Genomic DNA, 17,872 nt, shown 5'->3' on the forward strand with positions numbered 1-17,872 from the left:
CATTGCATAAATTATTGGAGTATTCGTTTTTAGACGTAATGTTACTTTCTTTTTTTGGTATTTCCACCTTTTAATCGTTCATTTATTCTTTTTTTGTTGTTATATTTACTACATCTAATGAATTAAACGAACAAAAACGACCCATCAAGGAGTCAGACAATGACGATCCGTATCGCAATCAACGGTTTTGGCCGCATCGGTCGCAATGTTCTGAGAGCATTGTATGAAAATAACTACCGGAGCCAGCTGCAGGTTGTTGCCATCAATGACCTGGGCGACGCCGGGACCAACGCTCATTTGCTCAAGTATGACAGTGTTCATGGCCGTTTTAGTGCCGATGTCAGCCACGACGCAGAATCCCTGACCGTAAACGGAGACCGGATTGCCACCACCGCACTGCGCAACCCGGAAGAACTGCCCTGGCAAGATTACCGTGTGGATGTTGTCTTCGAGTGCACCGGCCTGTTCACCAGACGAGACAAGGCGGCGGCACACATGAAAGCCGGCGCCCACAAAGTCATCATATCGGCCCCAAGCCCGGATGCAGACGCCATGGTGGTCTATGGCGTGAACCATGGTAAGCTGACAGCCGAACACGACATCATTTCCAACGCCTCCTGTACCACAAACTGCCTGGCCCCGGTTGTTGAGGCTCTGCACAAGACCGTTGGCATCGAGAGTGGCCTGATGACAACCATCCACTCCTATACCAACGACCAGAAACTGAGCGACGTTTACCATTCCGACCTTTACCGCGCACGCTCGGCCACCCAGTCCATGATTCCAACCAGGACCGGCGCTGCTGCGGCAATCGGCAAGGTCATTCCGGAACTCGAAGGCAAGCTGGACGGCCTGGCCGTTCGGGTGCCCACCATCAACGTATCGCTGGTGGATTTCGGCTTTATTGCCGGCCGGGAGACAACGGTGGAAGAAGTAAACAACGCCGTGAAGGCCGCCGCCGAGAAGAACCCGGTTCTGGGCTACAACGTCGAGAAACTGGTGAGCGTGGATTTCAACCATAACGCACTCTCAAGCATTTTCGACGCCAACCACACCCGGGTCCTGGGTCGTCATGTAAAAGTCATGGCCTGGTACGATAATGAATGGGGTTTCTCGAATCGCATGCTGGATAATGCCGTCGCCCTGATCAACGCCGGCCAGTAAAACTGGCCAGCCCGAGTTATTCCGCTACTCTGTTCGAGAACATTTTGAAGAACCAAAGGACACCAACCATGCTCAGGCGTACCAAAATCGTCGCCACCCTCGGCCCAGCAACCGACTCGCCGGAATCCCTGGCCGCGATCATTGCGGCGGGCGTAGACGTCACCCGACTGAACTTTTCCCATGGCAGCGCAGAGGAGCACATCGGCCGCGCCCGCCGCGTTCGTGAAACTGCTGCTGCGCAAGGGCGGTTTGTCGCTCTCCTGGCCGATTTGCAGGGTCCGAAACTCCGTATTGCCCGCTTTACAGAAAACAAGGTTACGCTGAAAGCCGGCCAGACCTTCATCCTGGATGCCGCCATGGACAAGGAAGCCGGCACCGGGGAAAGAGTCGGAATCGATTACGAGCAGCTGATCCGGGACGTGGAGCCCGGCGATATTCTGGTCCTTGATGACGGCCGTATCGAAATGGAAGTTCAATCCGTGGCTGAGCACAGCATCACCTCAACGGTACTGATCGGCGGCCCCCTTTCCAACAACAAGGGCCTGAACAAGCGTGGCGGCGGGCTTTCTGCCGAGGCGCTCACCGAGAAAGACAAACAGGACATCGTTACCGCAGCCAGGCTGGGCGCCGATTACGTTGCCGTGTCCTTTGTCCGGACGGCGGAGGACATTCACATTGCCCGCCGCCTGCTCCGGGATGCAGGCTCCGATGCGGGCCTCGTCGCCAAGATCGAACGTGCCGAGCTTGCCGACGATGTGGAAGCACTGGATGCGGTTATCGAGGCTTCCGACGCGGTGATGGTTGCCAGAGGCGATCTTGCCGTTGAGATCGGCGATGCCCAGCTGGTAGGCGTCCAGAAACACATCATCTCCCGGGCCCGGGTCCTCAACCGTGCGGTGATAACCGCAACCCAGATGATGGAATCCATGATCACCAGCCCGATGCCCACACGGGCGGAAGTCTCAGACGTTGCCAATGCGGTGATGGACTACACCGATGCGGTGATGCTCTCTGCCGAGACCGCCGTGGGTGATTACCCGAAAGAAGCGGTGGAAGCCATGGTGCGTATCTGTCTGGGCGCGGAGAAGCACCCCTCCATGCACCAGTCCAAGCACCGGATTCACGAGAGCATGGAAGAGGTAGATGAGGCCATCGCCCTGTCTGCCATGTACGCCGCCAACCACCTGGAGGGCGTCTCGGCCATCATCTGCATGACCGAAACCGGCGCCACGCCCCGACTGATGTCCCGCATCAAGTCCAGCTTGCCGATCTTTGCGTTCTCGCGCCATCACTCAACCCAGCATCGGGTTGCCTTGTTCCGGGGTGTTCAGACGATTCCGTTTGATTCGGCAAAGATTCCGAATGAGCGGACCAATGCGTTGGCGGTGTCTGAACTGGTCAACCGTGAGGCGGTCAGGGAAGGCGACCTGGTGGTGATTACCAAGGGTGATTATGTGAATGCCCAGGGCGGAACCAATACCATGAAGATTGTTCGGGTTGGTTCTGATATTCGCTGATTATCGTTTCTTTTCTTGAGCCCGCTGCTATTGGTGCTTGACCTTGTAGTCTGATGGTTGAGTGCCTGGCAGCGGAGGAAAGCCCCTGCCCAAAACCGCTCCAAGCACGTCCCTGTGGCTTGACTCCGGCCATCCATGGCCACAGACATTTTTGGAAACGGTAACCCCACTACCTCCATCCTTCCTTTCTGAAAAATCCCTGGGTGAACGATTTTCCGCAATGGATATAGGTCGAAATACAACTGAATCCAATCCGACCACCCGGCTTTCATTGATTTGCTACGCGATATCGTTCGGTCAGACAGAGCTCTTTGGGGCGGGGCTTGCGGGAATGTGGCTGGCCAGGGACGGCCAGCCTCAAGCGCACATGGATGTGCTCGTAGCGTTTCCCGGAAGCCCCGCCCCAAAGTGCGCCTACTCCAATACTCACAGGCTAGAAGGAACAGACCACGGATCAAAGATCAGCCAGGCTACCACGCACAATTTCGGTGATCTGCGACCAGTCTTTGGCCGCCACCACATCAGGCGGCGTCAACCAGGTGCCGCCAACAGCCTGGACGTTGCCGAGGGTCAGGTAGTCTGCCGCGGTGTTGCGGCGGATGCCGCCGGTGGGGCAGAAGGTGACGTCCGGGAAGGGGCCGCCGAAGGCTTTCAGGGCGGGGATGCCGCCGGCGACTTCGGCCGGAAAAAATTTGAACTCGCGGTAGCCCAGGTTGTAGCCGACCATCAATTCCGAGACGGTAGCAACACCGGGCAACAGCGGCGCTTCGGAGGTCAGGGCGAATTCCAGGATGGCCTCGGTAACGCCCGGGGTAATCACGAACTGGGCGCCGGCGGCTTCGACCTGGCGATATTGGGCGATGCTGGTGACGGTGCCCGCACCTACCCAGGCGTCCGGGATGGCTTTGCGGACGTTTTCGATGGCCTGGATACCGTGCCTGGTTCGCAGGGTAATTTCCAGAACGTTGATACCACCATCGACCAGCGCCTGGCACAGGGGCACGGCGTCGTCGATGTCGTTAATGGTGATCACCGGTACCAGAGGGGAGGAATTCAGTACCGCCCTGACTCGCTCGCGATGATAATCGGAAAGTTGGCTCATAATCTTCTCCATAATCGATTCAGGGCGTTTCAGGGACTCCAGAACACTTGCAGACCGGGTTTCAGGAAGGCCCTGACGGGCATTTCCATAACCCTGTCCATATCGGAAATTGCTTTTTCCAGGGTGTCCAGTTTGTCCTCACCCTTGAGGTGCAAAGCCGTGAATCGTGCGTCCCTAAGCGGCGGCCAGGTCAGGGTAATGCGCTTCTGGGGCTGGGATGCCGGTGTTGCAGCAGAAACGATATCCTGGCACTCCGGACTCATGGCGTGGGCCAGTTCCGGGGCGTCCGGAAACAGGGAGGCGGTGTGGCCGTCGTTACCCATGCCCAGAACCAGCACGTCCAGTGGCAGGGCCAGGTCCGCCAGCTCCGCTTTCACTGCACCCAACCCCTCTGCGGGCGTGGCGCCGGGTTGTTTGAGGGACAGAAATCGAGCCGATGCTGCGTGGTTCTGCAGCAGGTTGCCCCTCACCAGACGGGCATTGCTCGCAGGGTCGTCTTCGTCTACCCAGCGCTCGTCCGCCAGCAGAACGTCTACCCTGCTCCAGTCGAGGTTCTTATCAGACAACGCCTTAAAAAACGGCAGGGGCGTGGAGCCGCCGGAAACAACAAGGCTGGCCCGCGGCGCTTGTTTCAGGCGAACAGCCAGAAATTCAGCGACAGCGTCGGCAAGGTTCAGGGCCACTTCATCCGGGGTTTCTCCGAACCGGGCCTGCACGCCCTCGGGCAACCGCAGATCAGACATCCTCATACCAGCTCCTTCCATCCCGGGTGATCATGGCGATGGATGCAACGGGGCCCCAGGTTCCGGCGGCGTAACGCTTGGGCGGTTCGCCGCAGTCTTTCCAGTTCTGGATAACCTGGTCCACCCAGCGCCAGGCGTGTTCCACTTCGTCCCGGCGTACAAACAGGTACTGATTACCCTTCATCACCTCCCAAAGCAGACGCTCGTAGGCGTCGGGAATACGGTCCGTATCGAAGGTTTCAGAGAAGGTCAGCTCAAGCGGGCCCTGGCGCAGGCGCATGCCCTTGTCCAGACCCTGGTCCTTGGTCAGGATCTTCAGGGACATGCCCTCATCCGGCTGCAGGCGAATGATCAGCTTGTTGTTGGCCAGGTGCTTCTGGTCCGGGTCAAAGATGTAGTGCGGCGCCGGCTTGAAGTGAATGATGATCTGCGACAGCTTCTCGGGCAGGCGCTTGCCGGTCCGGATATAGAAGGGCACGCCGGACCAGCGCCAGTTGTCGATCTCGGCTTTCAGTGCCACAAAGGTTTCGGTGGCGCTGCCCTTGTTGGCGCCCTCTTCTTCAAGGTAGCCCGGAACAGGTTTGCCATTGCTGGTACCGGCGGTGTACTGACCACGAACCACATAGCTGTCCATCATGTCCGGCGTAATCTGTTTCAATGCCTTCAGAATCTTCACTTTTTCGTCCCGGATGCTGTCCTCGGACAGGTCCGAGGGCGGGTCCATGGCGATCAGGCACAGCAACTGGAGCAGATGGCTCTGGATCATGTCGCGAATCTGGCCGGCCTTGTCAAAATAGCCCCAGCGGCCTTCGATGCCGACACTCTCTGCCACTGTGATTTCTACGTAGGAGATGTGATTCTGATCCCACTGGGACGCAAACAGGTTGTTGGCGAACCGCAGGGCAATCAAATTCTGAACCGTTTCCTTGCCCAGGTAGTGGTCAATACGGAACAGCTGGTTCTCGTTGTAAACCTCACCCAGCTCGTCGTTGATGACCTTCGAGGATTCCAGGTCGTGGCCGATCGGCTTTTCAACCACTACCCGGGTCTTTTCGGTGCAGCAGTCGGCCGAACGAAGGTTTCTGGCGATGACGCCATACATGGATGGCGGCGTTGCCATGTAAACGATGAGCTCGTTGTGGGCATCATCACGCCACTCGTTGAGGACACTGAACCCTTCAGAATCGTTAAAATCCAGAACCTGATAATCGACACGCTGCAGAAAGGTTTCCGCCAGGGCCGGATCGAACTCTTGCGGCTTTACATGCTGCTTGAGCTTCTCAAGCAACTGCTGGCGCACGGTTTCAGTATCAGCGTCAGTGCGCGCAACCGCCAGCACCCGGCTACCATCGGCCAGCAGGTTTGCGCGCTCCAGCTGGTAAAGGGCCGGGAACAGTTTACGCTGGGCGAGGTCGCCCAACGCGCCAAATAGTATCAGGTCACAACGGGTAGTAATCTTGTTGACCATTGGTTCCTTCTCTCTGGTGGACAGTCGACGGCAAGAACTCACCGACAGACCTTAATGTAGTAATTTTAAACAAATAATGGCATCAAAGAAGGATTTTTCCAAGAAAAAACTGCGTTTCATGATATTTTTACTACCCAAAAAGCTGGAAAAAAGCGGTATAATCAGCGCGTTTTTTACGATAACGACCGCCCAAGATTCAGGGAGTACCATTGATGGCCGCGAACCAGGCGCACCGTGACGACAATCTGCTTGAGGACATCCAGTCCAGGCTGGACAGCCTTAACAAATCCGAACGGAAAGTGGCCGAAGCCATTCTCCGCGATCCAAGCGCGGCCACCCGATACAGCATAGCCGCCCTGGCGAGGGCGGCGGACGTCAGCGAGCCTACGGTTAACCGTTTCTGCCGGGGCTTCTCGGCCACCGGGTTCCCGGACTTCAAGATTCGCCTGGCGCAGAGCATTGCCACCGGCACCCCCTACATCGGCCAGAATATCGAACCCGACGACACCGTTGCCGAATTCGCCGACAAGATCATGCTCAGCACCATTGCCAGCCTGGACAAGGCCCGCCAGGCGCTGGACCCGAAAGCACTGGCCACCGCTATTGACTACCTGATCCAGGCCAAACAGATCAATTTCTTCGGCATGGGCGGCTCCGCCTCGGTCGCACTGGACGCCCAGCACAAGTTTTTCCGTTTCAATATCCCGGTCATGTCCTACGACGATGCCCTGATGCAGCGAATGGTTGCCGCAGGCTCCAACGTCGGTGATGTGATCGTGCTGATTTCCTACACCGGCCGGACCCGGGAAACCGTGGACATTGCCCAGCTGGCGCGCGCCAACGGCGCCACTGTGATCGGCATCACAAATCCGGACTCGCCCCTGGCGGAAACCTGCACGGTGGTATTGGGCGTTACCGCGCCAGAGGACACCGAGGTCTACATGCCGATGTCGTCACGCATCATTCACCTGACCGTTATCGATATTCTGGCAACCGGCGTAACCCTCAAGCGCGGCGCGGATTTCCTCGGCCATCTCAAGAAGATCAAGGAAAGCCTCAAGCCCACCCGGTTCCCGCCAAACGAAATCTGACCACCGCCACAGAAAAATAGCAAAGCGACCAATAGAGGGGCTTATCCTCCTGCGCCCCCAATCCGCAGTATACGGCTTTTACTCTGACGCCTCCGGCCAAGTGTCTCAGACCTATATCAAGAAGGCTGAATAAAAAAAGCCCGGGCGAAATATTACGCCGGGCCTTCTTTTACAACCGCGCTGTTACATCCGCAGGGCGCCAGGCGGCGCCCTTTTTCCTGGCGAAAATCAGGGGCGATCTACTTCGGCCTGATTTCTCAGGAACTGCTGATAGGCGGCATACTCCCGCTGCCCCTCAAGCGATGCCAGGAAATCGCGAAGCTGGTTCAGTTCCGTGCCGTCGTCGGCAACCTCGCCGTCTTTGACTGCTTCCAGTGCTACAACGGAGGAAGCATTCGCTGTCACCGTTTTGCCGTAGCGGGCTTCGCCTTCACCCGGACGCGGCAGCGAAAACGCTTGCTGCATCACAGCGGGGGCTGCTTCGGAGGAGTTTCTGGCCAGACTCTCGTAGCTGACCCATTCCCCCACGCTCTCAACAGGCTCTCCCGCCTCAAGATCCGCTATGATTGCATCCGCCCTTTCAACAAGGGCTTCACGGGTCTTGCGTTGTTCCAGCGTCGCCCGGATATTCTCACGAACCTCTGCCAGAGGCAGCTGCTCCGCCTCGTGGTATTCGCGTACCCGCGCCACAACGGACACATTGTCGCCCACATCAATCAGCTCGGTATTGTAACCCGCCTCCAGCACGTCTTCGGAGAACAGCTGCCGAACCAGGCCGCCGTGATCAAACGGTGCCTGACCACCTTCCCGGGCGATTCCCTTGGCTTCACGCACTTCCAGTCCAAGTTCTTCCGCAGGTCCGGCCAGATCGTCTGCCGCGTAGGCGGAATCCGCGAGCTGGGCCCGAACCTCGGCAAAACGCTCTCGTGCCTTGTCACGGGCCAGTTCCCGACGCAACTGACCGCCAATCTCCGACAGCGACGGTACCTCGGACTGTCGGACGTCCTCCAGACGAATCAGATGGACGCCGAATGACGTCCGTACCGGCTCGGAAATTTCGCCTTCTTCAAGGGCAAACAGAGCCTCTTCAAAGGCTTCATCGTAGATACCCCGGCCAGCATAGCCAAGATCGCCACCATCTTGCGCCGAGATGGTATCAATGGAGTATTCCTTCGCCAGGTCAGCAAACGACTCTCCGGCCTCCAGACGCTTCTGGATGGTTGCCATGGTCTGGTCGGCTTCGCTGCCCTCCTCGATCAGGATATGGGACGCACGGCGCTCCTCACTGGCCAGATCAGCGGCACGTTGCTCATAATAAGCCTGGAGTTCCTCATTGCTGATCTCTATTTTCTCAGCCAACGCTCCCAGGGAAAGCGTGATGTACGCCGCATCCACCCGTTCAGGCTTCTGAAACGCGCCTGCGTTCTGCTGGTAGAATTCCTCAACGTCAGCATCGGTCACTGAAACAGTGTCTGCAACCGCACTGGCAGGAATGTCGAGAACCCGAAAACTCCGGGTCTGATTCTGGATGCGTAAAAGCTGGGCTGCATTCTCATCAGCAACAACAGCGCTCTGGATGATGCCTGCCCTGATCTGGTTGAGAACATACTGCTTCCGCATTGCCTCACGGAATTCTGAGACACCCATCCCCATGTTGCGAACCGTGGCAACAAAGCGGTCACGATTGAACTGGCCATCTACCTGGAACTGGGGCATCCGGGTGATCAGCGCGTCAACGTCAGCGTCGTTGAGCGCAAGACCCTGGGCATTGGCATCCTGAATCAGAACCTGCTCCCGGATCAGGGAATCGAGAACGTCTTTACGAATCTGGTCTTCATTGAGCAAGGACGGATCGGGGGTTTCCATTGCGGATAGCCGGCGCTGGCTTTCCATCTGAACCACGCGGAGGAACTCCCGCTCAGTAATATCCTCGCCATTGACGGTTGCCACTTCAGGCTCGCCAGAGAATCCGCCGATAATGGCGTCCATTCCCCAGATGGATAGCGACACAATCAGTACGCCAATAATAATCTTGGCAATCGTGCCCTGGGCATTTTCCCGAATATCTTGAAGCATGTTTCTCCCGAATCCCTGTTCAAGGTCGTGCAGTGTTATTGGTTTCAGCGTGCTGTTACGGTCCGGCTTAACGTAAAAAGGCGCACCCGGTTCGGAATGCGCCTTGAATTCTTCTTGGGTGACTCCCTGTGACAGGAGCCACCGGAGAAAGAACCGTTACTTAACGGCGTCTTTCAGGGCCTTGCCTGCTTTGAACCCAGGCACTTTGGAGGCCGGAATTTTGATCTCGGCACCAGTCTGCGGGTTACGACCGGTACGGGCAGCACGCTCTTTTACGGAGAAGGTACCAAAACCGATCAGGGTTACCTGATCGCCTTTTTTCAGGGCTCCGGTGATGGAGTTGGTCATTGCGTCCAGAGCACGGCCAGCGGCGGCTTTGGAGATATCTGCGGACTCTGCAATTGCATCGATAAGTTCGGACTTGTTCACACTAAACCCCTTCGATTTCAGGTTGAAGATGTTATAGGTTGGTTTGTTTTTTCTCGGGCGTTCTCGACTATCGCATAAGCGGTCAGAGAATTCCATTCTTCAGTTTTCTTATTCCTTGCGGCTTTAAACCGGTGTTCGGAATAGGCACTTACTGCGCGGGAGCCCTTGGTATTGGCTGCTTCACGGCGAAACAGTTATACCAATGGGCTCTCTGGCGTGTCAACAACTCATCAAGGCTTTAATGTGTATTTATGCGTTCTGACGCATCGCCTTCTTCATCACGCGGCTTACCTGAACCGGTTTCCCGTGACGAATCCCCGGCCCGTGGCTCCGGCGGATAAGCCAGTGCAATGTCCAGAACCTCATCAATCCATTTCACCGGTCGAATCTCCAGGGATTCCTTGATATTATCCGGTATCTCCTTGAGATCCCTGACATTCTCATCCGGGATTATAACCGTCTTGATGCCTCCTCGGTGCGCTGCCAGCAGCTTTTCCTTGAGCCCGCCAATGGCCAACACGCGACCTCTCAGGGTGATCTCGCCGGTCATTGCAACGTCGGCCCGAACCGGAATCTTGGTCAGCGCGGAAACCAGTGCCGTGCACATGCCAATACCAGCGCTCGGGCCGTCTTTTGGCGTTGCGCCCTCGGGAACATGGACGTGAAGGTCGTGCTTCTCATGGAAGTCATCGGCAATGCCGAGACCCGGTGCCCGGCTGCGAACCACCGTCAGCGCAGTCTGAATCGACTCCTGCATGACATCGCCGAGGGAGCCGGTTTTGACCACACGGCCCTTGCCCGGGGTGAGCGCACACTCAATGTGAAGAAGCTCGCCACCCACCTGGGTCCAGGCCAGGCCGGTTACCTGGCCGATCTCGTTTTTCTCCTCCGCAAGACCGTATTTGAACTTCTTGACCCCTGAGTAGTCCTCAAGCATCTCTTGCACTATCGTTACGGAGGCTTTGTCGCCACTCTCAACGTGGTTGCGCACCACCTTGCGACAGATTTTCGCGATCTCGCGCTCAAGGCCACGAACGCCTGCTTCCCGAGTGTAGTAACGGATCAGGTCCCGAAGCGTTTCCTCCGGTAGTTTCAACTCGTCCTTACGCAGCCCGTTGGCCTTGATCTGCTTGGGCAGCAGGTAACGCAGGGCAATGTTAACCTTCTCATCCTCGGTATAACCCGGAATGCGGATAATCTCCATGCGGTCCAGCAAGGCCGGCGGAATGTCCATGGAGTTTGAGGTACACACAAACATCACATCGGAAAGGTCGTAGTCCACTTCCAGGTAGTGATCGTTGAACGTGTGGTTCTGCTCCGGATCAAGCACCTCAAGCAGCGCTGACGCCGGATCGCCGCGGTGATCCATACCCATCTTGTCGATTTCATCAAACAGGAACAGCGGGTTCTTCACTCCGACCTTGGACAGCTTCTGCAGGAGCTTGCCCGGCAGCGCACCAATGTAGGTTTTCCGGTGGCCGCGAATCTCGGCTTCATCACGCACACCGCCCAACGCCATACGGGTGTATTTGCGGTTGGTGGCACGGGCGATGGATTGCCCCAGTGAGGTTTTACCAACACCGGGAGGGCCGACCAGACAAAGCACCGGGCCTTTCACCTTCTTCACACGGCTCTGAACGGCCAGGTATTCCAGGATGCGCTTCTTCACTTCATCCAGGCCGTAATGATCCCTGTCCAGGATTTCACGGGCTTTCTCTATGTCATGACGAACACGGCTGCGCTTTTTCCAGGGCACCGCCAGCATCCAGTCGATGTAACCCCGGACCACGGTGGCTTCCGCAGACATGGGTGACATCATCTTCAGCTTGTTCAGTTCTGTTTCTGTTTTCTTTCGGGCTTCCTCAGGCAGGCCGGCTTCTTCCAGCTTCTGCTCAAGCTCTTCGAAGTCGTTATTGCCCTCGCCCAGGTTACCCATTTCCTTCTGGATAGCCTTCATCTGTTCGTTCAGGTAGTACTCGCGCTGGCTGCGTTCCATCTGCTTTTTCACGCGGCCACGAATGCGCTTCTCAACCTCAATCAGGTCGATCTCGCCATCAAGCTTGCCGAGTAACAGATCAACGCGCTTGCGGATATCCAGGGCTTCCAGAAGCTCCTGCTTTTCCGGGATGCGCATTTCCAGATGGGCGGACATGGTATCGGCCAGGCGCTCTAGTTCTTCAATCCCGGTCAGCGCACTGGACACTTCCGAGGGTATCTTTTTGGAGAGCTTCACGTACTTCTCGAACTCGTCCATCAAGGTCTTGATGAGCACCCCTTCCTCACGCTCCGGCAGACTCTCTTCATCCATCAGAACGGCACCGCCCGAGAGGTACTCGCCTTCAGCAATGTCACTGATGGTGGCGCGGGCGTTACCTTCAACCAGCACCTTCACGGTGCCGTCCGGCAGCCTGAGCATCTGCAGAACGGTGGCGAGGGTGCCCATATCAAATACATCCCTGGGGCCCGGCTCATCTGTGGAAGCATCCTTCTGGGCAACCAGAAGAATTTCCTTGCTTCCCTCCATGGCGGCTTCGAGAGCCTGAATGGATTTTTCTCGGCCCACAAACAGCGGGACCACCATGTGCGGAAACACCACTACGTCTCGCAGCGGGAGCAGCGGGTATTCGTGCACGGCATTTTCGGGTATCCGGGTCATAGGGAATCCTCTGACGATATTTCTTTCAGCATATCACCCTTCATTGGGGCGCCGACGTAAATTGCAATATTTTTACCGGAGGGAAAGCAGGGGAATGGCGTAACTAAAATGGGGTCAGATGAACGCGTTCATCTGACCCCCGGTCTGACTTGGCCGCTCATCTGAACGGGCTCAATCCTCAGGAACCGCCTTGGCGTGATCACTGCTCGCGTAGATCTTGAAGGGATCGGAATCGCCACTGATCACACTTTCGTCGATCACAACTTTGCAGACATCATGTTCAGACGGAATCTGGTACATGGTATCCAGAAGCGTTGCTTCCATGATCGACCGCAATCCGCGGGCACCGGTTTTCCTCACCATGGCCTTCTTGGCAACCGCCCGCAACGCATCATCCCGGAAATCCAGCTCGACACCTTCCATATCAAACAGCTTCTGATACTGCTTGGTCAGGGAGTTCTTGGGCTCGGTCAGAATCTGGATCAATGCTTCCTCATCAAGCTCGTTGAGCGTTGCGACCACCGGCAGACGGCCAACGAATTCGGGAATCAGGCCGTATTTGACCAGATCCTCGGTTTCCACGTCCTTGATGACATCGCCCATGTTCTTGGCATCGTCCTGACTGGCCACGGAGGCGGAGAAGCCAATGCTGTTCTTCTCGGTGCGCTCACGGATGACCTTGTCCAGCCCGGCAAAGGCACCGCCACAGATAAACAGCATGTTTCCGGTATCCACCTGCAGGAATTCCTGCTGCGGATGCTTCCGGCCTCCCTGGGGCGGAACCGAGGCAACGGTGCCCTCGATCAGCTTCAGCAATGCCTGCTGCACACCTTCACCGGAAACGTCCCGGGTAATGGAAGGGTTGTCTGACTTGCGGGAAATCTTGTCGATCTCGTCGATGTAAACAATACCCCGCTGGGCCTTGTCGACATCGTAGTCACATTTCTGCAGAAGCTTCTGGATGATGTTCTCGACATCTTCACCGACATAACCTGCTTCAGTCAGTGTTGTGGCATCGGCAATGGTGAACGGGACATTCAGCATGCGCGCAAGGGTTTCTGCCAACAGGGTTTTACCGCTACCCGTTGGACCGATCAGCAGAATATTGCTCTTGCCGAGTTCAACATCGCCCTTGCCCTCTCCATAACGAAGACGTTTGTAGTGGTTGTAAACTGCAACTGACAGCACCACCTTGGCGCGGTCCTGGCCGATGACATACTCGTCAAGGGTAATGCGGATTTCGGCCGGCGTAGGAAGGCGATCGCTCGGCTCGTCCTGTGCATTTTCCTGGATTTCTTCCCGGATAATGTCATTGCACAGGTCGACGCACTCGTCGCAGATGAACACCGAGGGCCCTGCAATGAGCTTACGGACTTCATGCTGGCTCTTTCCACAAAACGAGCAGTACAGCAACTTGCCGCTATCGTCGCCCCTGCCGTTTCTTTCATCTGCCATTGAAATACCTCTGATCTCGTTTTGCCGGCGTCACAGCCTGATACGCCGGACAAGTATGATGCGATTACTTCCAGTATTATTTATTCAGTACGCGCTTATCAAGTATTGAATCAATCAGCCCATACTCTTTCGCCTGCGCCGGATCCATGAAGTTATCACGGTCGGTGTCCTTGGCGATGGTCTCCAGATCCTGCCCGGTATGATGGGCCAGGATTGAATTCAGGGTGTGCCGGATCTTGAGAATCTCACGGGTGTGGATCTCAATATCCGTCGCCTGCCCCTGATAACCACCCAGCGGCTGATGGATCATCACGCGGGAGTTAGGCAGGCAGGCGCGCTTGCCAGCCGCGCCACCGGCGAGCAGGAAGGCGCCCATGCTGGCCGCCTGGCCGACACACAGAGTGGCGACATCCGGCTTGATGAACTGCATGGTGTCGTAGATGGACATCCCCGCAGTCACAGAACCACCCGGGCTGTTGATGTAGAGATGGATGTCCTTGTCCGGATTTTCCGATTCCAGGAACAGGAGCTGAGCCACAATCAGGTTCGCCATGTGGTCCTCTACCGGGCCCACCATGAAGATCACCCGTTCTTTGAGCAGACGGGAATAAATGTCGAACGACCGCTCGCCGCGAGCTGTCTGCTCGATAACAATCGGTACCAGTCCGGAACTGGTCACCATTGCGGGGCCATCAATTGGTTTCTGCGTCATGATGCGACTGGACTCCTTAAGAACAATAGGTCGTGGACTCGTGCCACGGCAGTTTCAGTAATGTTGTACCCCATACTTTGCCAGCAGCAGCCCCAGATGAAAACAGCCGGGCATGCCGGCTGTTTTCAGGGATCGGCCAACAGGGCCGGAATTAATCCTGCCCCGGGGCAAATCAGCGCTGGGGCTGACCAGCCTGCACGGCCTCTTCGTACTTGACCTTCTTTTCTTTCACGTCGGCCTGCTCAAGCACGTGATCAACAACCGCATCTTCCAGCACAGAGGACTCGATCTGGGACTTCTGCTCCGGATTGCTGTTGAAATGTGCAACAACCTCTTCCGGCTGTTCATACGTAGACGCGATCTCCTGGATCTTTTCGTCCACCTTGGCAGGGTCCGCCTTCAGGTCGTTCTTCTTGACCACTTCCTGGAACAGGAGGCCGGTTTTCACGCGGCGCTCAGCCTGCTCCTGGAAAATTTCCTTCGGCAGTTGCTGGAAATCAACCTGGCCACCGAAACGCTGAACCGCGTCCTGACGCAGGCGGTCAATCTCCTGGTCCACCAGCGCAGCCGGGATGTCCAGAGCGGTGGTTTCAAGCAGGCCGTCAACAACGTCGTTCTTGACCTTGTTCGCGACTGCCTGCTTAAGCTCCCGCTCCATGTTCTTTCTGACTTCTTCACGGAATGCCGCTTCATCTTCGGCATCAATACCGAACTTCTTGAAGAACTCGGCATTCATTTCCGGCAACTGGGGCTCTTCGACCTTGTGAATCTTGATTTCAAACCTGGCCGGCTTACCCGCCAGATCTTCGTTGTGATAATCCTCAGGGAAGGTCACTTCGATTACCATGTCTTCACCGGCCTTGCCGCCCACGATGGCTTTTTCGAAGCCCGGAATCATCTGACCGGAACCCAGAGTCAGGCGATGGCCTTCAGCGGCACCACCCTCGAACTCTTCACCGTCGATAAACCCTTTAAAATCAATCGTCAGAACGTCCTTGTTCTTGGACTTGCGGCCGACCTCTTTCATGGTGGCCTGCTGACGGCGCAGGTTGTCGATCATGTTGTCGACGTCTTTGTCGGTGATTTCAGAGGTCAGCTTTTCAACAGAAATCCTGCTCAGATCGCCCAGCTCGATTTCCGGAAGTACTTCGAAAATGGCTACGAACTCAAGGTCCTTGCCCTCTTCCATGGTCTTCGGCTCAAACTTCGGCCAGCCTGCCGGATTAATATCCTGCTCCTGCAATGCCTTGATGTAGTTGTCGCGCATTACCTCGCCGACAATTTCCTGGCGGACGCTGTCACCGAAACGACGCTTGACCACGCTCATGGGCACCTTACCCGGACGGAAACCATTAAGACGCACGGTACGCGCGGTTTCCTGCAGCCGTTTCTGGACCGCCTGGTCGATTTCCTGGGCGGGCACACCAATCGTCATGCGACGCTCGATGTTGGAGGTCGTTTCAACAGACACTTGCATGGAAGATCCTCAAATTACAGGTTCGGTATGTGAATGAAATTAAACCTAAAAGTCCGATTTCGGGAGAATTCCCGCAAAAGGACCGAAAATTAAAAGCCAGTAGTTTATCATGCTTTGCCCCGCCGAGAGAATCACCTGGCAAGGCACTTTGGACCGCACCCTGATAAGACCGGCGAAACCACTTCCGGGGATAGAAATCAGAACTGGGGACAAAACCGGAAAAAGAAAGGCGAAACGAAAAAAGAAAGGAGTGGTGCGCGAGGAGAGACTCGAACTCTCACGGGTTGCCCCACTGGAACCTAAATCCAGCGCGTCTACCAGTTCCGCCACTCGCGCACAACGGGATGAGGAATGGCCGATGACAAGACTGCCATCAATACATTCACCAAACGCGGAATCAAACCTGAAAGAAAAGTGGGGTGGACGAAGGGGATCGAACCCTCGACCGCAGGAGTCACAATCCTGAGCTCTACCAACTGAGCTACGTCCACCACATCGGGACATACCTTTCGGCATTCTCTATTTGACGACCGAATCGTCAAGGTTTCAACTTTGCCGGTTACGGTCGCTCCGGCGCGGACCAAGCCGACGACTTGATGGCGCGCCCGGCAGGACTCGAACCTGCGACCACCCGCTTAGAAGGCGGGTGCTCTATCCAGCTGAGCTACGGGCGCTTGACCGTTCGCCCACCTGAATATCCAGAAAATGGTCGGGGTAGAGAGATTCGAACTCCCGACATCCTGCTCCCAAAGCAGGCGCGCTACCAGACTGCGCTATACCCCGACTGAACTGAACAACAAGTGCTTCAGCAAAGTTGGCGCGCATATTACCGGCGCCGGCGGGCTCCGTCAACATGGAATTTTAAATTCCCTGAGACAACGGTTCCCCAGTGACAAAACACCGGCACAAAAGTTCCCCCGAAGCGGGCCGGCACACCCTCCAATTGGAGTTCCCCCGGAAGCATGAGACAATGCCCGGCCTCCAACTTACCAACGCCCAACCGACAAGACGAGACATGACCGCCAAACTGATCAACGGAAAAGAAATTGCCGCCGAAGTAAGACAGCAGGTCGCCATCGGCGTGGAAGCCCGCAGGCAGCAAGGGCTTCGTGCACCAGGACTTGCTGTGGTGCTGGTCGGCAACGATCCCGCTTCCCACGTATACGTAGGCAACAAACGCAAAGCCTGCGATGAAGCCGGAATCCTTTCCCTCTCCTACGACCTGCCGGCAGACACCTCCCAGGACGCGCTGGAGGCACTGATAGACGAACTGAACGAGAACCCGACGGTGGACGGGATTCTGGTACAGCTCCCCCTCCCCGACCATCTGGATGCGGATCCGATTCTGGTGAAGATTCGGCCAGACAAGGATGTGGACGGCTTTCACCCCTACAACATTGGCCGGCTGATGCAGCGCAAACCCACCCTGCGCCCCTGCACCCCGGCGGGCATCATCACCCTGCTCGACAGCATCGATACTCCCTACAAGGGCCAGCACGCCGTGATTGTGGGCGCCTCCAACATCGTCGGGCGGCCAATGAGTATGGAACTGCTGCTTAAAGGCGCGACCACAACCGTTTGCCACCGATTCACACCGGATCTGGAGAAGTTTGTTCGTGAAGCGGACATTCTGGTGGCAGCCGTGGGCAAACCCGGCCTGATCAAGGGAGAGTGGGTGAAACCGGGCGCAACCGTGATTGATGTGGGCATCAACCGGATGGAAGACGGAAAACTGCACGGCGACGTGGATTTCAGGACAGCGTCCGAACGTGCTGCCTACATCACACCGGTCCCCGGCGGTGTGGGACCGATGACCATTGCCACCCTGCTGCAGAACACCCTGTACGCTGCTGACGTGCTTCACCGGGTCTGACCCCGAAGGGGTCTCGGAGCACCTTTCACGCCGCCAACATAGTGCACCGGGTCTGACCCCAAAGGGGTCTGACCCGATTTTCAGCTTTTGCCAGGGATCCATCTCCATT

General features: G+C 56.6%; 13 protein-coding genes and 4 tRNA genes. 4 read left to right on the top strand and 13 right to left on the bottom strand.

Going from position 1 to position 17,872, the window contains the following annotated elements; genetic code table 11:
• The first annotated feature begins 159 nt into the window (after window positions 1–159).
• Window positions 160–1,164 carry a type I glyceraldehyde-3-phosphate dehydrogenase gene (gene gap, locus NLK58_RS04645; RefSeq protein WP_117617474.1) on the top strand — a complete coding sequence of 335 codons (1,005 nt, stop codon included), beginning with the start codon at window positions 160–162 and terminating at the stop codon, window positions 1,162–1,164.
• 68 nt (window positions 1,165–1,232) lie between these two features.
• Window positions 1,233–2,681 carry a pyruvate kinase gene (gene pyk / locus NLK58_RS04650; RefSeq protein WP_117617475.1) on the top strand — a complete coding sequence of 483 codons (1,449 nt, stop codon included), beginning with the start codon at window positions 1,233–1,235 and terminating at the stop codon, window positions 2,679–2,681.
• 454 nt (window positions 2,682–3,135) lie between these two features.
• Here the strand turns inward: pyk and NLK58_RS04655 are convergent, their stop codons facing one another.
• The 3 genes from NLK58_RS04655 to zwf are packed head-to-tail and all read right to left on the bottom strand — an operon-like array spanning window position 3,136 to window position 5,994.
• The gene (locus NLK58_RS04655; RefSeq protein ID WP_117620274.1) at window positions 3,136–3,783 is read right to left on the bottom strand and encodes a bifunctional 4-hydroxy-2-oxoglutarate aldolase/2-dehydro-3-deoxy-phosphogluconate aldolase; all 648 of its coding nucleotides are present in this window, start codon (window positions 3,781–3,783) and stop codon (window positions 3,136–3,138) included.
• A gap of 29 nt (window positions 3,784–3,812) precedes the next feature.
• A complete protein-coding gene (gene pgl, locus NLK58_RS04660; RefSeq protein ID WP_117617476.1) occupies window positions 3,813–4,526 on the bottom strand; it encodes a 6-phosphogluconolactonase in 714 nt (237 codons plus the stop codon).
• Window positions 4,519–5,994, bottom strand: a complete 1,476-nt coding sequence (gene zwf, locus NLK58_RS04665; RefSeq protein WP_117617477.1) for a glucose-6-phosphate dehydrogenase — start codon at window positions 5,992–5,994, stop codon at window positions 4,519–4,521. The genes pgl and zwf overlap by 8 nt, the downstream gene beginning before the upstream one ends.
• Before the next feature lie 212 nt (window positions 5,995–6,206).
• Between zwf and NLK58_RS04670 the strand changes: the two genes are divergently transcribed.
• On the top strand, window positions 6,207–7,085 hold the full coding sequence (locus NLK58_RS04670) for a MurR/RpiR family transcriptional regulator (RefSeq protein ID WP_117617478.1): 879 nt from the start codon (window positions 6,207–6,209) through the stop codon (window positions 7,083–7,085).
• A 228-nt stretch (window positions 7,086–7,313) separates the two neighbouring features.
• Here the strand turns inward: NLK58_RS04670 and NLK58_RS04675 are convergent, their stop codons facing one another.
• The 10 genes from NLK58_RS04675 to NLK58_RS04720 all read right to left on the bottom strand — a co-directional run bounded on the left by NLK58_RS04675 (window position 7,314) and on the right by NLK58_RS04720 (window position 16,673).
• The gene (locus tag NLK58_RS04675) at window positions 7,314–9,161 is read right to left on the bottom strand and encodes a SurA N-terminal domain-containing protein (protein ID WP_117617479.1); all 1,848 of its coding nucleotides are present in this window, start codon (window positions 9,159–9,161) and stop codon (window positions 7,314–7,316) included.
• Between the two features lie 156 nt (window positions 9,162–9,317).
• Entirely contained in the window at window positions 9,318–9,590 is a 273-nt protein-coding gene (locus NLK58_RS04680; protein ID WP_008174603.1) for an HU family DNA-binding protein, read from the bottom strand.
• Between the two features lie 238 nt (window positions 9,591–9,828).
• A complete protein-coding gene (gene lon, locus NLK58_RS04685) occupies window positions 9,829–12,246 on the bottom strand; it encodes an endopeptidase La (RefSeq protein ID WP_117617480.1) in 2,418 nt (805 codons plus the stop codon).
• Window positions 12,247–12,417: 171 nt separating this feature from the next.
• Entirely contained in the window at window positions 12,418–13,701 is a 1,284-nt protein-coding gene (clpX, locus tag NLK58_RS04690; protein ID WP_117617481.1) for an ATP-dependent Clp protease ATP-binding subunit ClpX, read from the bottom strand.
• A gap of 76 nt (window positions 13,702–13,777) precedes the next feature.
• On the bottom strand, window positions 13,778–14,413 hold the full coding sequence (gene clpP, locus NLK58_RS04695) for an ATP-dependent Clp endopeptidase proteolytic subunit ClpP (protein ID WP_117617482.1): 636 nt from the start codon (window positions 14,411–14,413) through the stop codon (window positions 13,778–13,780).
• A gap of 172 nt (window positions 14,414–14,585) precedes the next feature.
• A complete protein-coding gene (gene tig / locus NLK58_RS04700; RefSeq protein ID WP_341582171.1) occupies window positions 14,586–15,890 on the bottom strand; it encodes a trigger factor in 1,305 nt (434 codons plus the stop codon).
• Between the two features lie 251 nt (window positions 15,891–16,141).
• Window positions 16,142–16,226 (bottom strand) — tRNA-Leu (locus NLK58_RS04705).
• A 79-nt stretch (window positions 16,227–16,305) separates the two neighbouring features.
• Window positions 16,306–16,381: transfer RNA gene (locus NLK58_RS04710), tRNA-His, on the bottom strand.
• Window positions 16,382–16,487: 106 nt separating this feature from the next.
• Window positions 16,488–16,564 (bottom strand) — tRNA-Arg (locus NLK58_RS04715).
• Between the two features lie 32 nt (window positions 16,565–16,596).
• Window positions 16,597–16,673 (bottom strand) — tRNA-Pro (locus tag NLK58_RS04720).
• 232 nt (window positions 16,674–16,905) lie between these two features.
• Here NLK58_RS04720 and folD point away from each other — a divergent pair.
• Window positions 16,906–17,763: a bifunctional methylenetetrahydrofolate dehydrogenase/methenyltetrahydrofolate cyclohydrolase FolD gene (gene folD, locus NLK58_RS04725; protein ID WP_341582172.1), complete on the top strand. Its 858-nt coding sequence runs from the start codon at window positions 16,906–16,908 to the stop codon at window positions 17,761–17,763.
• The last annotated feature ends 109 nt before the right edge of the window (window positions 17,764–17,872 follow it).

The sequence above is a fragment of the Marinobacter metalliresistant genome, from assembly GCF_038098645.1.
Lineage (GTDB): Bacteria > Pseudomonadota > Gammaproteobacteria > Pseudomonadales > Oleiphilaceae > Marinobacter > Marinobacter metalliresistant.